Origin of the sequence: Amycolatopsis pretoriensis (genome assembly GCF_900107925.1) — a bacterium.
Lineage (GTDB): Bacteria > Actinomycetota > Actinomycetes > Mycobacteriales > Pseudonocardiaceae > Amycolatopsis > Amycolatopsis pretoriensis.
On the sequence record NZ_FNUJ01000005.1, the window covers coordinates 195,516 to 208,909 of the forward strand.

14 protein-coding genes are annotated in these 13,394 nt (G+C 72.0%); 8 read left to right on the forward strand and 6 right to left on the reverse strand.

Features of this window, described 5'->3' with window-relative positions; genetic code table 11:
• Nucleotides 1–56: 56 nt before the first annotated feature.
• Nucleotides 57–683 (reverse strand): response regulator, encoded by a 627-nt coding sequence (locus BLV96_RS22600; RefSeq protein ID WP_020642740.1) that lies wholly within the window; start codon nucleotides 681–683, stop codon nucleotides 57–59.
• Between the two features lie 283 nt (nucleotides 684–966).
• Here BLV96_RS22600 and BLV96_RS22605 point away from each other — a divergent pair, with 283 nt between their 5' ends.
• Together BLV96_RS22605 and BLV96_RS22610 are read left to right on the forward strand one after the other, a co-directional pair.
• On the forward strand, nucleotides 967–1,455 hold the full coding sequence (locus BLV96_RS22605) for an excalibur calcium-binding domain-containing protein (RefSeq protein WP_086678628.1): 489 nt from the start codon (nucleotides 967–969) through the stop codon (nucleotides 1,453–1,455).
• Nucleotides 1,452–2,090, forward strand: coding sequence for a class F sortase (locus BLV96_RS22610; RefSeq protein WP_086678629.1), 639 nt, complete (start codon nucleotides 1,452–1,454; stop codon nucleotides 2,088–2,090). The genes BLV96_RS22605 and BLV96_RS22610 overlap by 4 nt, the downstream gene beginning before the upstream one ends.
• Here the strand turns inward: BLV96_RS22610 and BLV96_RS22615 are convergent.
• Nucleotides 2,087–4,333 (reverse strand): helicase-associated domain-containing protein, encoded by a 2,247-nt coding sequence (locus BLV96_RS22615; protein WP_086678630.1) that lies wholly within the window; start codon nucleotides 4,331–4,333, stop codon nucleotides 2,087–2,089. The two genes, BLV96_RS22610 and BLV96_RS22615, sit on opposite strands and share 4 nt — an antisense overlap.
• Nucleotides 4,334–4,347: 14 nt before the next feature.
• Complete coding sequence (locus tag BLV96_RS22620; RefSeq protein WP_086678631.1) at nucleotides 4,348–5,118, reverse strand: excalibur calcium-binding domain-containing protein; 771 nt, start codon at nucleotides 5,116–5,118, stop codon at nucleotides 4,348–4,350.
• A gap of 196 nt (nucleotides 5,119–5,314) precedes the next feature.
• Here BLV96_RS22620 and BLV96_RS22625 point away from each other — a divergent pair, with 196 nt between their 5' ends.
• Genes BLV96_RS22625 through BLV96_RS22635 form a run of 3 tightly spaced genes read left to right on the forward strand, consistent with a single transcriptional unit; the run spans nucleotide 5,315 to nucleotide 7,564 of the window.
• Nucleotides 5,315–6,688: a 3'-5' exonuclease gene (locus BLV96_RS22625; RefSeq protein ID WP_086678632.1), complete on the forward strand. Its 1,374-nt coding sequence runs from the start codon at nucleotides 5,315–5,317 to the stop codon at nucleotides 6,686–6,688.
• Nucleotides 6,689–6,713: 25 nt separating this feature from the next.
• Entirely contained in the window at nucleotides 6,714–7,256 is a 543-nt protein-coding gene (locus tag BLV96_RS22630; protein WP_086678633.1) for a P-loop nucleotide/nucleoside kinase family protein, read from the forward strand.
• Between the two features lie 23 nt (nucleotides 7,257–7,279).
• Nucleotides 7,280–7,564: a DUF3024 domain-containing protein gene (locus BLV96_RS22635; RefSeq protein WP_086678634.1), complete on the forward strand. Its 285-nt coding sequence runs from the start codon at nucleotides 7,280–7,282 to the stop codon at nucleotides 7,562–7,564.
• Here the strand turns inward: BLV96_RS22635 and BLV96_RS22640 are convergent.
• Complete coding sequence (locus BLV96_RS22640) at nucleotides 7,561–7,872, reverse strand: nucleotide pyrophosphohydrolase (RefSeq protein ID WP_086678635.1); 312 nt, start codon at nucleotides 7,870–7,872, stop codon at nucleotides 7,561–7,563. The two genes, BLV96_RS22635 and BLV96_RS22640, sit on opposite strands and share 4 nt — an antisense overlap.
• Nucleotides 7,873–8,006: 134 nt before the next feature.
• Between BLV96_RS22640 and BLV96_RS22645 the strand changes: the two genes are divergently transcribed.
• The 3 genes from BLV96_RS22645 (at nucleotide 8,007) to BLV96_RS22655 (ending at nucleotide 12,042) form a co-directional block, all read left to right on the forward strand.
• Complete coding sequence (locus tag BLV96_RS22645) at nucleotides 8,007–8,927, forward strand: nitrate- and nitrite sensing domain-containing protein (RefSeq protein WP_091389464.1); 921 nt, start codon at nucleotides 8,007–8,009, stop codon at nucleotides 8,925–8,927.
• 88 nt (nucleotides 8,928–9,015) lie between these two features.
• Nucleotides 9,016–10,341 (forward strand): hypothetical protein, encoded by a 1,326-nt coding sequence (locus tag BLV96_RS22650; RefSeq protein WP_341866100.1) that lies wholly within the window; start codon nucleotides 9,016–9,018, stop codon nucleotides 10,339–10,341.
• A gap of 189 nt (nucleotides 10,342–10,530) precedes the next feature.
• Entirely contained in the window at nucleotides 10,531–12,042 is a 1,512-nt protein-coding gene (locus BLV96_RS22655) for a hypothetical protein (protein WP_086678948.1), read from the forward strand.
• 4 nt (nucleotides 12,043–12,046) lie between these two features.
• Here the strand turns inward: BLV96_RS22655 and BLV96_RS49960 are convergent, their stop codons facing one another.
• Both BLV96_RS49960 and coaA read right to left on the reverse strand, forming a co-directional pair.
• Entirely contained in the window at nucleotides 12,047–12,193 is a 147-nt protein-coding gene (locus BLV96_RS49960) for a hypothetical protein (RefSeq protein ID WP_167379698.1), read from the reverse strand.
• A gap of 198 nt (nucleotides 12,194–12,391) precedes the next feature.
• A complete protein-coding gene (gene coaA, locus BLV96_RS22660; RefSeq protein ID WP_086678947.1) occupies nucleotides 12,392–13,324 on the reverse strand; it encodes a type I pantothenate kinase in 933 nt (310 codons plus the stop codon).
• Nucleotides 13,325–13,394 lie beyond the last annotated feature (70 nt).

The window sequence follows — 13,394 nt, forward strand, 5'->3', positions numbered from 1 at the left end:
GATGACTGAAAAGGACGCAGCGAACGGCGGCTTGCGGACACGACCGTCGCGCGGAGTTACTTCTCCCGGCGAGCGATCCACGCGGCGGCCTGCGTCCGGCGCTGCATGCCGAGCTTCGCCAGCACCGACGTGACGTAGTTCTTGACCGTCTTTTCGGCGAGGAACAGCCGCTCGGCGATCTCGCGGTTCGACAGGCCCTGGCCGATCAGCTCCAGCACGTCCCGCTCGCGCTCGGTCAGCGCCGCCAGCTCGTCCGTCGGCGGGTGGCGCATCTTGTCCAGCACCCGCGCGGTGCTCACCGGGTCCAGCAGCGACCGCCCGGCCGCGACCTCGCGGACCGCGTTCACCACGTCCTGCCCCCGCACCTGCTTCAGCAGGTAACCCGCGGCGCCGGCCATGATCGCGCCGACCATCGCCTCTTCGTCGTCGAACGCCGTCAGCATCAGGCACGCCGGCGGGTTCGGTTTGGACCGCAGCTCGCGGCAGAGCGTGATGCCGTCGCCGTCGCCGAGGCGGACGTCGACCACCGCGACCTCCGGCTCGACGTGCATCGCCACCGCCAGCGCCTCTTCGACGCTGCTCGCTTCGGCGACGACCTCGATGTCGGGCTCGTCGCCGAGGAGGTCGCGCAGCCCGCGGCGGACCAGTTCGTGGTCGTCGACGAGCAGTACCTGGATCGGCATATCCCCAGGTTACGGGGTACGCGGACGCCGTGGTGCCGGCTGGTCCGCACGTCACACCGGCGATTACGCCCAAAGTGTGACCGCTGATCTCGTAACATTTTCGAAGCCACGTATTTCCGTCACTGATTCCGCAGGTCAGCGGCGAATGGCAAAGAATCACGAGACCCCGGATTTCCGGTGGAGCGCTGACGTTTCCGAAATCCCGGAATAGTCCGTAACAGGGCTCGCGGCACCGCGATACTTACCACGCAATCGCCCCGATTCTTCCTGAAAGGACCTTCCGGTGTCCTTGTTTCGTCGTGCCCTGACGACCGCCGCGGCCGTCGCCGGGCTCGCTCTTCTCGGTCCCGTCTCCCTCGCCTCCGCGCAGCTCGCGACGCCCCTCGCGGCCGACCTGAATTGCTCGGACTTCAAGTATCAGGAAGACGCTCAGGCCGTTTACGACCAAGACCCGTCCGACCCCAACGGGCTCGACGGTGACGACAACGACGGCAAAGCCTGCGAATCCTTGCCGCACCGCCCGCAGCAGAACACGTCCACGCCGACGTCCGAACAGCCGTCGACGACGACCCACACGGCCCCGAAAACCACGACCACCAAGAAATCCACGACGACGGGCGGCCAGGTCAAGGTGAAGCCGGTCGGCGGCGTGGCCACCGGCGGCGGTGAGCCGGACGAAGGCGCCCCCGGGATCCTCGTGCTGAGCGGCGCCCTGCTCGCCGCGGCGGCGTCCGGTGGCATGGTGTTCCACCTGCGCCGGCGCGCGAATTGAGGCACCCGCGGCTGTGGCCGGCGGTCACGGCGGTCGTCGCCGCGCTCGGGTCGGTTCTGGTGGTGGCCCTCGTCCTCGCGTTTTCGCCGCACGCGCCGGCGCAGGTCGCCCCACCGTCCGCCGTGCCCGTCGGGGTCGCGCCGTCGACCACCGCCACGCCGTCCGGCGGCGGGCTCCCGGCGGCGAAACCGGCCTCCTTGAGCATCCCGGCGATCGGCGTGCGCGCCGACGCGATCAAGGACCTCGGGCTGACCCCGAAGGGTGAGCTCGAGGTCCCGGGCGACGCGAAGACGGTCGGCTGGTTCACCGGCGCGCCCTCGCCCGGCGAGGTCGGCCCGGCGGTGCTGGCGGCGCACGTCGACTACAAGCACGTTCCCGGCGCCTTTTCGCGGCTCAAGGAGCTGAAGCCCGGCGAGCAGGCGCGGGTCGGGCGGTCCGACGGCCGGACCGCGGTCTTCACCGTCTACCGCGTCGACCACTACGCCAAGGCGCAGTTCCCGACCGACCAGGTCTACGGCGACACCGCCGAGCCCGAGCTGCGGCTCATCACCTGCGGTGGCGAGTTCGACCGGTCGAGCGGCAACTACCTCGACAACGTCGTGGTCTACGCGCGGCTCACCGGCGTCGAGGCCTAGCCGAGCTCGATCCGCGCCAGCTCGAGCCGGCGGTACGCGTGGTCGCCGAGCGACCAGACGTCCAGGGCGTCGCCGTCGAGCTCCGGGTACGCGATCACCAGCCGGACGGGACCGTCGTCCTCCTGGTAAACGACGTCCGCGGGGATCCCGGCTTCGAGCTGCCAGCAGAGCTGCTGCTGCTTCGGCGTCAGACGGCCGGCGTAGCGGTCGCTCATGGCCCGCGCCAGCTGCCCGCGCAGCAGGCTGGGGCCGCTCGGCGGCGCCGCGAGCAACCGCTCGGCGTGCTGGCACGCGTCGGGCGGCCGGTCGTCCGGCTCCGGGTCCCGAAAGGTGACCTTCGGCGCCGCCGGCTCGCGGGCGGGCAGCACGATGCTGCCGTCGGCCGCGTGGTGGGTCGGCGAGTAACCGGCTTCGCGCAACGCGTCGAGCGTGCCAGCAGCGTCCACAGTGGACGTCAGCACGGTCGGCGCCACCGCGCGCAGCCCGAGTTTCGCGAGCTTGCGGTGCGCGGCGAGCTCGGTGAGCACGGCGGGTTCGCCGACGACGACGCTCGCGACGTCGAGGACCTGCGCCTCGCCGTGGCGCCGCGCGACGTCGTTGACCAGGTACACCAGCGGTTGCGGCAGCTCGCCGGCGGCGAGCGCGCGAAGCTCGTCGAGCAGCCCGTCGGCCGTCGCGCCCTGGTCGAACGCGCGCCGGACGGACGCGGGGGAGAACCGCCAGCTGGTCGCCGTGCCCTGGGCCTCGCGATCGGCGACGCGGTCGAGGGCCGCGGCGAGCCGCGCGTCCGGTGAGCCGGGCACGATCGCGGTGAGGTCGGTGCCGAACAGCGCCGTCGTCCGCGCACGGGCGACCAGCCCGTCGGTGACCTCGACGAGGTCTTCGCCGGAGAGCAGCGCGCGGCCCACCGCGGTGACGGCGCCGTGCGCGACGACGCCGAGGAGTTCGGCCGCCTCGACCGCGTCCGCGACGTGCCCGGCGAAGTCCTCGGTGAGCAGCATCGGCGCGTGCCATTCGGCGAGGCGGGTCAGGTCGCCGGTGATCGCCACGCCGGGTTCGAGCCGCGCGAGCAGCCGGACGACCAGCCGCCGCACCAGCGCGCCGACGTCGGTCCCGAACTCCGGCGGCGCCGGATCCCACCAGGTCGTCAGCAGCAGGCGGTAGAGCAACGCCGGTGCGGGCCGGACGAGGTCGGGATCCGTGGCGAGCGTGGGCGGCGGCGCCTTCTGCCCGCGACGCGGCGGGGGCGGCTCGTCCGCCAGCAGCAGCCCGGCCTGCGCCGCGAGGTCGATGGCCAGCTCGATCTCCGCGGGCGTCGCGCCGGTCTCCTTGGCGACCTTCTTGATGAGCCGCGCGCCGATCGTGCCGTCCTTGAGCAGCGGAAGCGGCTCCGCGGCGGCGAGGTCGAGAACGGCCGAGACGCGGTCGAGCAGCCGCAGCGCGGCGGCCGACGACGTCGCTTCGACCGACTCGGCTCCGACGTGCGTGGTGGCGTGGCCGGGTTCCTCGGGCGTGAACGGCAGCTGGTGGTCCGGGCCGCGCAGGGCGAGCGACACCTCGATCGGCATGGCCGCGCTGCCGTAGTAGGTGCTGATGAGGAAGCCGTGCTCGAACGCCCAGCCCTCCGCGGTGTGGAACGGCAGCACGCCCTCGGCCTCGGGAACGCCGTCGGCCATGTCCTGCAACAGTTTCCGCGTCGGCTCGGGCGCGGTGCGGAACAGCTCGCGCACGCGGTCGCCGTCGCGGTAGAAGTGGACGAGCTCCTTCAGGCCCGCGGGCAGCCCGAGGGCCTTGGACAGCCGCGCCATGGGGCCGCGACCCAGCTCCACCAGCAGGTCCGCGACCGGCTGACCGAGCCCTTCGGTGTGGAAGTTGCCGCGGCGCAGGAGATCCGGCAGCGTGAGGCGGTCGTCGTCGCGCCACAGGAGGGCGCGCTCGACCAGATCATCCACATAGGACTCGAAGGCGGTCGAGCCGAGGAGCTTCCCGACTTCCGCGAGGGGCGTCGGCCGCAACCCGAGCGCGTGGCACAGCTGGACGGCGCCCAGGACCTGGATCTGAGGCGCTGAAAGCCCGAGCACGGCTTCGTCGAGCGACTCGGCCGAGGCGAGCCGCGCCGCGACGACGTCGAGCCGCCGCGGCCACGGTTCGCGCAACACGTCGGGCCGGTGGGTGAGGACTTTCGCCAGGCCGTCCCGATCGAGGGCGGCGAGCCGGCCGAGCAGTTCGTCGGCGGTGGTCATCGCCCCAGGTTAGATCACCGGTCGCAAGCCGTGCCGTCGCCGTCGCGGTCCAGCCCCTTACGGTAGCCGGGCTCGCCGACGTGCATCGGTGCGGCGTGCGCGGCCCTCGCCTCGGCGCAGTTCTTGTAGTACACGGAGGAATCGGGCTCGGGGGCTTCCTCGGTGGTCCGCACGGGCGGGGGCACCGGGGCTGCCTTCGTGACCGGCGGCTCGGGCGTGGGCGTGGGCGTGGGTGTCGGCGCCGGGGCGTCGATGGTCCCGTTGCACGGCGGTCCCCACAGCCCGCTGACGGCCTGCTTCGCCGCGCTTTCGGCGGCCGCGAGGGCGGGCAAAGCGGCGTCGGTCGCGTATTTGAGATAACCACCCTGAATCGCGAGAGCGGCGTAGTCCTGGCCGCCGGCCAAGGTCACGGCGATGCCCTGTGCCGTTTCCACGCCGAGCGTCACGGCTTTGCCGGAAAGCGTCGTGGTCGCCCAGCCGAGTGATTCCAGTCCGTAGCAGCCGTTGCCGACGATCGGCGCGGTGACGCCGAGGACGCGCACGGTTCTGCTCGAGCCGTCGCTGCCCTGCACGACCACCGTGGCGCCGTCCGTCACGGACGCGACCGTGTAGCTGACGGGAACCGGAGTCGTGCTGGTCACGGGGGTCGTCGACGTCGACGGGGGCGCCGCCGGCGTGGCGGCGACGGGCGCCGGCTCCGGGGCTTTCCCGAAGATCGCGCCCAGGACGAACAGGACGGCGAAAGCGGCCAAGACGATCTTCAGCCAGTTCGGAAGGCGTTTCATCCCCGGATTCCCTCGTTCCTCGAACACGACGTGCCGAGGGAGTACTCGGGAAATCTCCCGCCGTTGTTACGCGTGGGCTCGTGATCGACCACCAGTCGTTATCCGGGGGAATGTTGCCGTCACGATCACGTCACGAACCACGGTTCCGAACCGAAAAGCTGTCACAAGACCCGGCCGCGGAACGACCCGTGCAGACGTGATCGAACTTCTGTCGCTGCACGGGCCCGGCGGACACCCCGCGCACGGAACCGCCTTCACGGCCGTCGACATCCGGACCACCGGGCTGCGTCCCGGGCGCGTCGTCGAACTCGCCGCGGTGCGGGTGCACGCCGACGGCTCGATCGCCGGTCAGCTGACGACGCTGGTGGACCCGGGCGCCGGGGTGCCGCCGGGACCGGCGCACGGCATCACGCGCGGCGAACTCGACGACGCGCCGCCGTTCGGGGCGGTGCTGGGGCCGTTGCTCGACCTGTGCGCCGGCAGCGTGGTCGTGGCGCACGACCTGGCGTTCGTCTCGGCTTTCCTGGAGTTCGAAGTCAAGTTTTCCGGGGTCCGGCTGCCCGTGCTGCCGGGCGTTTCGACGCTGGCGGCGGCGCAGTCGGTCCTGCGGCTGCCGAACTACCGGCTCACGACGGTCGCGCACGCGCTCGGCGTGCCGGCGCGGTCCGGGCAGCCGGCGTTGTCCGGCGCGAGGACGGTCGCCCGGCTCGTGACGGGCATGGTCGAGCGGTACGGGTTCACGTTCGCCGCCGCTCCCGTCCTCCCCGCTCTGCCCCGGTTCACCGGCGGCCGGCTGCTCCCGCGCGGCGAGGTGACGCCGGCGGAGCCGGGCTGGATGGCCGACGCGGTCGAGCGGATCGTCGCCGGCCGGGACGGCGACGCCTACCTGGACCTGCTCGCGGAAGTCGTCGCGGACCAGCACCTGACGCGCGAAGAGGTGACGGCGCTGGCCGCGTTGGCGGCCGAGGCGGGACTGCCCGACGCGCGGGTGCGGTCGACGCACGAGCAGTTCGTGACGGCGCTGCGCGAGATCGCGGAACGGGACGGCGTCGTGACGGCGGCGGAAGCGCGCGAGCTGCGTCAGGTGGCGACCGCGCTCGGCGTCGCCGGGGTCGAGGTACGCCCGGCTGACGGCGGGAAGGCGACCCGGGTCCTGGTGCTCGGGAGCACGGTGGACGCGGACCGCATGCGGGCGCGGGTGCTCGAGGAAGGCGTCCAGCTGGCCAAGAAGCTGACCGCGAGCGTCACGCACCTCGTGGTGGACGCGACCGTGCCGGCCAACGAGCCGCGGGTGGCGCGGGCGGGCGAGCTGGGGGCCGAGGTGCTCGACGTCCGGGCCGCACCGGTCGCCCTCGGGTTCGAAGCGCCCGCGGTCCAGGCCGCGTCGGCGGCGCGGCCGGCGAAGGTGGTCGGCGGCCGGGTCCTGATGGGTGTGGGGTTGCTGCTGATGTTCATCGTCGTCGTGGCGATGTTCACCGGTTCGGGACTGGCGGCCGGGATCTTCCTGGGCGCGCTGGGGGTGGGAGCCCTGCTCGGCGGCTGGCGCATCACCGAGCCCGCGCCGCGGTGAGCGGGGTTTCGGTACCGTCGGCGCGGTGCCGAGACTGATCCACTTGAACGGACCCACCGGGATCGGGAAGTCGACGATCGCGCAGGCCTACGCCGAGCGGCGGCCCGGGGTGCTGAACCTGGACACCGATCGGGTCGTCTGCCTCATCGGGGGCTGGCCGGACACCTTCTTCGAGACCTTCGAGGCCGCGCAGCTGCTCACCCTCGCCATGGCCGAGACGCACCTGCGGACCGGGCACGACGTCGTCATGCCGCAGCTCGCCACCCGCGTCGCCGACATCCGGCCCTTCGAGGACGTCGCCGAGCGGTGCGGCGCCGAGTACCGGGAAATCCTGCTCACCGCCGACAAAGCCGTCGCCGGGGCTCGGTTCGCCGCGCGGGCCGCCAAGGGCGATGCCGCCAACCAAGGCGTTGACGACGTCGTCAACCAGCGGGGCGGGGTCGCCGTCGTCGAGCGGATCCACGACCAGCTCGCCGCCTACCTGCCGCAGCGATCTCGCTGCCTCGTCGTGCCCACCGATGGGCGCGCGGCCGAGCAGACCTACGCCGACGTCATCGCGGCGCTTTGACCGCCGTGCGGTTCACTGGACCCATGGCGATACCCGAGCTCGCGTTGCGGCAGATCGAACGGTGGTGTGCCCAGCGGGTTCCCGAACACCTCCGCGACCGCCTCCGCGTCGAGTGCCGGGTGCGGGACGGCGTGGTCACCATCGTCGAGCTCCGGACCGATGACGACTCCGAACAAGGCATCGCGCAGCTGCGGTTCGACGAGTTCGGGATCTGGTCGATGCTGCGGTCCGACGGCCGGGGCGGGTGGCTGGCCGATCCGGACGCTCCCGTCGCCAGCACGCCGCCGCCGCTGCTGAGCGAGATCTAAGCCGGGAACCGCTTCTCGTTGCGGTCGATCTTCGCGTGCGCCGCGGCCGCGAGGTCCACGCCCAGGCGGTCCGCCAGCTGGAGCAGGTACAGCGTGACGTCCGCGATCTCGTCCAGGACGTTCGCCTCCAACGTCGGATCGGCGCGCCACGCGTCCGACTCCTCCGGGGTCAGCCACTGGAACAGCGACGTCAGCTCGCCGACCTCGCCGGACAACGCCATCACGAGGTTCTTCGGGGTGTGGTACGGCTCCCAGGCTCGCGCCGCCGCGAAGTCTCGGAGGCGCTGGGTCACGTCGTCGAAGGTCACGCGCCCGATTCTCCTCAGCCGTCACGGTGCGCTAACGCCCGTATGGCGGACCGGCGTTGACCGGTGAATCTCTCACTCAATAGGTTGAACTCCGTCGGGATGCTTGCGGGGCTTGAGGCTGGGAAAGGAACGTCTTGAAGTACCTGCGATCCGTCCGCGGCCGCATGCTGTGCATCGCGTTCGTGCCCGGCGGCGCGCTCGTCGTCGTGGCGGTCGTGATCGCGTTCTTCCTGGTCCACCAAGCGAACCTGACGCGCGAGTCGGCAATGGAGACGGCCGGGGCCGCGGGCCGGACCGCCAGCGCCGTCGGATCGCTGCAGGGGCAGCGGAGCGCGGCGATGTCCGTGCCCGACCAACGGACCGCCGCGTACGCGAATTTCACCCAGCGGATCGACACCGCCATCGCCGGCCTGCGCGAGTACGCCCGGCACGCGCCCGATGCGGAATCCGCCTACCAGCAGACGACCGCCGTCGAGCTGCTTTCCGTCGCCGAGGGCATGGATCGCTCCGATTCCCTCGCCCTGGCGGGGATCGACGCGGTGACGCGGCGGCCGTTCACCCGGGCCGTCGCCGCCTACCGGGCCGATCTGGAGCGGATCGCGCCGCAGCTCACCGAAAGTGGCCGTACCGCGTACGAGTCGCTCACGCGCAGCGCCGATTGGAGCACGCTGGCGGCCGTCGAAGACGCGCTGGCCGCCGCCGAACCGCTGCCCATCCCCGAGTCCACCTGGCGCAGCGCCGCCTACCGCGTGTCCCAGCAGCTCGGCAACCTGTACTCCCAGCAGAGCCAGTACGCCGTGCAGCTCACCCTCGACGACGGCCGCCGCACGCTCGCCGGCGCGATCGCCGCGAGCGCCGCCCTGCTGCTGTGCGCCGGGCTCCTGCTCGTCGTCGTGCGCCGGCTCGTCGCGCGGGTGCCCGTGCCGGTCGTGCCGATCATGGTGCCGACGATCCAGGCGGCGATCCCGCGACCCCGCCACGCTCGGTCACGACGCCCGCGCGTCCCCGAGCCGTGGCCGATGAAAGCCGTGCTCGACGACTTGCGCCGCCAATGAAGACGTCACAACCAGTCACTCACTACGCCGAAAAGAGCACGCGGTTGGACCACACGCCGGACTGGCGCGGTCGGGCAGACTGGTCCGCGTGAGTCCCCACTCGGATCTTCGCCCCTACCTGCGCACTTTGGACGCGGAGACGCTGGCGGACCTCTTGCACGCCCAAGCCGAGCGTGACCCTGAGTTGCGGCATTCGCTCGAACTGCGCGCCGCCACCCAATCCGGTGACGTCAGCGAAGCGCACCGGCTGCTCGACACCGCCGTGCCCGACGGGAACGGCGAATACACCGCGAAAGTCGGCGCCGTCCTCGACACGCTGCAGCGGATGCTCGACGCCGGCAGCCGGGCCGACCTCGCGCCCCTCGCGCGCCGCACGGTCGACGACATCAGCGAGGTGCTGGAGCAGTCCGGTGATCACGGCGGCGACCTCGGCGACCGGCTGGACCGCGCCGTCGAGCTGTACGCCCGCGCGTGCGCCGCCCGGCCGCCGGACCCGGAGAAGCTGGCCGACTGGATCCTCGAGGTCGAGTTCGACGGGCCCGGGCGCCCGGCGATCGACCTCGCCGACTTCGCGGCGGCGCTGGGCGAACCGGGCCTGCGCCGGATCAAGTCCACTGTGGACGACGTGCTCGCGGCGAGCGGGCCCGGCCACCGCCGGGACGTGGCCGAAGGGCTGCGCGAGCAGCTGGCCGAGGTGCTCGGCGACGTCGACGAGCTGGTCGCGATCCTGTCCGCCAAGCCGCCGCGGCGCGACGTCAGCCTCAAGATCGTCCGCGTGCTGCGGGCCGCCGGGCGGCACAGCGAGGCCATCGCGCACGCCGCCCGCGCGCTCACGCACGACAAGAACCCGAAGCCGCCCGAGCCCGAACCCGAAGACGAGACCTCCCGGCGCCGTCGGGAGTTCGACGCGGAGCCGGGCCGTGAGACGTATGCCGCGCTGCGCGAAGCCGCGACCGCCGACGGGAAGTGGCCCGCGCAGCGCCGGGCCGCGCTGGCGTGCCTGCGCGAACGCGCCGCCGACGGCGGGGCCGACGAGCTGGCCCGCGTCCTGCTCGACGACGGCCGGCCCGACGAAGCCTGGCGCGCCTGCGTGCGGTTCGGGGCGACGCCGGAGCTGAAGCTCGAACTCGCCGAGCTGCGCGCCGCGGAGCACCCGGCCGAGACGATCCCGGTCTTCCGCGAGCACGTCGACGAGCTCATCGAGCGCAAGGACCCGCAGGCCTACCAGGAAGCCGCGCGCCGGCTGAAGTTGTTGCGCGGCTTGCACAAGCGCGCCGAGACGCCGGACGAATTCACCGCTTACCTCGGCTCGCTGGTGGAAACCCACCGCCGGAAAACCCGCCTGATCACGGAAATCCGTACCGCGCGGATCGCTTTGCCGAAGGCCGTAACCTCGCCCCGCACCCCTCGTTGAGCGAGGTGGACCGGTGATTCACGTGCACCGGGACATCGAAGGCCCGCCACGGGCGGTCACGCCTCTGGCCAGCGATGTCGCGGTGGCCCTGTTCCGCCGCCCGGCTCGGCGCCTCCCCGTCGAGCACGCGGCGGGACCCGCGCCAGGGCCACCGCGACCAGCTCGCCATCGCGATGAAACGATGACCGCATGAGCCCGGTGAGTCGCGCCCGCAAGAAGGCACCGCAGCCCGTCACCCACAGCGTGACCGGCCTGTTCAAGGACGTCCTGAACGACTTTTCGGCGCTGGGCGCCGACCCCGCGCCGGTCGACGTCGAGCTGCTCGCCTCCGAGGTCCTCGGCCAGTTCCACGACGTGCCCCTCGAAGAGGGCGAGGAGCCGCTGGGCCTCGAGCTGATCGCCTTCGCGCAGCGCAAGATCACGCCGGGTGCCGCCGCGCTGCTGGCCGCCCTCAAGGTCGTCGCGGAGACCGACGTCGAGCGCAAGGCCGCCGAAGACGGCCTGCAGGTCGTCCTCGGCCGGGGCATCCCCGCGCCGGGCTGGGCCGGCGAGCTGGGCCAGGTCACCGCCGGCGAGTGCTGGCGGACCGGGGACGTCTACGGCGACGAGTCGTCGCTGCTCTGCGTCTTCACCCACGGCGGCCAGTCGCACGGCCTGCTCGCGCTGCTCGACTTCACCGAGGGCGGCCGGGTGCGCGACCTCGTCGTGATCGAGCAGCCCGAGGAGGTGCTCGCCGAGATGCGGGCGCAGGCCGACGCCGACCCGGAGCTGGTCGCGTTCGAGGCCGTCGACCCCGCCGAGGCACACCGCCTGCTCGCCGACGGCCTCGACGCGACCGACCACCTCGACGACGCCGACGTCAGCGAGGACTACGCGCGCTTCCACGCGGTCGCGCTGACGTGGTCGCGTGCGCTGCCGGAGCCCTCGCTCGTCCCCGAGATCGCCGAGTGGTCCGACACCGAACGCGCCGCCGTCGTCGAGCAGTTCGTCGCGGCGAGCGGGGAGGAGCCCGACGCCGCCCGCGCGATCGGGGCGCTCCTGCTGGAACACGGCGTGCGCACCGATCCGGCGAACCCGCTGCGCGTCGGGCCGGAGAAGATCGCGCGGTTCCTCGAAGGGCTGCTGGGCGAGGAGTTCGAGCTCGACGCCGAGCACGAGGACGCCGTCGAGCCGGTCGTGCTGGCCTGGGTGCAGTGGACGGCGGACCGCGCCGGGCTGACCGAGACCGCGGTCGCGGCGCTCGACGAGGCCGTCGCCGACTACCTGAGCGAGTACGCCGATGACGACGACTCGCCGCTCGAGCGCTACTTCGGCGACGTCGGCGAGCTGTCGCCGACCGAGCTGGCGGACGCGCTGGAACGCCGGATGTTCGCGGTGCCGTCGCTGACCACGGAGATCGAGGACGAGGAGGTCGACCTCGACCCGACCGACCCCGATCAGCGCCGGGCGCTGGTGATCGCCGAGGCCGACGAGGACGAGGACGAGCAGCGGCTGGTGCTGCGCGCGACGATCGTCGACCAGCTCTGGGACGACGAGCCCGCCGAAGCCTGGCCGGCCGTGCAGCGCCTGCAGGAGGGCGAGCTGGACCGCGACGAGATCTTCGAGCAGCTGATCGACGCTCTGGAAGGCAGCTTGCTGGAGTCCGAGGAAACGCTCGAATACGACGCCGACGCCTACGTCGAGGCGCTGACCGAACTCTGACGCGCTACGGGAGGGGGTTCGCGGACTTCGCCTTGCGCCGGCGTTCCTGCAGCCGGTCGTCGAAGTCGACGACGAAGGTTCCGGCGGCCATCGCGATCAGCAAGGCCAGACCGAGCACCGCACCGACCCACGTGAGGATCATCGCGAACATCGTGGGCCTCCTCCCCAGCTCAGAGCCGTTTTCCTGACTCCTTCAGGGTCGCTTTCCCGAGCTGCCGTCGGTATCGGCCAACCGGTTACGGCACCTCGGCCGATCGGCCGGATTCCGGTGCGGAGAGTCGCGAGAGGTCCACGAAACGTGGCCGCGCATTCGCTCAGCGTGCGAATGCGCGGCATGTGGGTGACAGGGTCAAAGCTTGCGCAGGCGAACCCGGTTGATGGCGTGGTCGCAGTCCTTGCGCAGCACGAGCGTCGCCCGCGGCCGCGTCGGCTTGATGTTCTCCATCAGGTTCGGCTCGTTGATCGAGTGCCACAGGTGCCGCGCCTCGGCGCGGGCCTCGTCGTCGGGCAGGCCGGCGAAGTGGTGGAAGTGCGACTTCGGGTCGGCGAACGCCGTGTGCCGCAGCTCGAGGAACCGCTCGATGTACCAGCGCTGGATGTCGTCGGTGTGCGCGTCGACGTAGATCGAGAAGTCGAAGAGGTCGGACACCATCAGCCGCGGGCCCGGCTGCAGCACGTTCAGGCCTTCGACGATGAGGATGTCCGGCTGCTGCACCACCTGCTCCTGGCCGGGCAGGATGTCGTAGGCCAGGTGCGAGTACACCGGCGCGGCGACGCGCTCGGCGCCCGACTTCACCTCGGTGACGAACCGCAGCAGCGCGCGCCGGTCGTAGCTCTCCGGGAAGCCCTTGCGGTGCATGATCCCGCGGCGCATCAGCTCGGCGCGCGGGTACAGGAAGCCGTCGGTGGTGACGAGGTCGACGCGGGGGTGGTCCGGCCAGCGGGCGAGCAGCGTGCGCAGGATGCGGGCGGTGGTCGACTTGCCGACCGCCACGCTCCCGGCGATGCCGATCACGTACGGGACCTTCGTGCCGCGGGAGTCGTCACCGAGGAACGTCGTGGTCGCTTCGTAGAGCCGCTGGCGCGCGGCGACCTGGAGGTTGATCAGGCGGGACAGCGGGAGGTAGACGTCGGCGACCTCGGCGAGGTCGACCTGCTCGCCCAGACCGCGCAGCCGCAGCAGCTCGGCCGCCGTCAGCGGCAGCGGCGTCGAACTTCGCAGTTCTTTCCACTGTTCCCGGTGCAGCTCGACATAGGGGCTGAGTTCGCGGACCCGGGTCATCGCACACTCCTCCGGCCGTCGCCTGCACTGGCGGACGTTCACCTGCGTGATTAACGGTAGGGCTTACGGC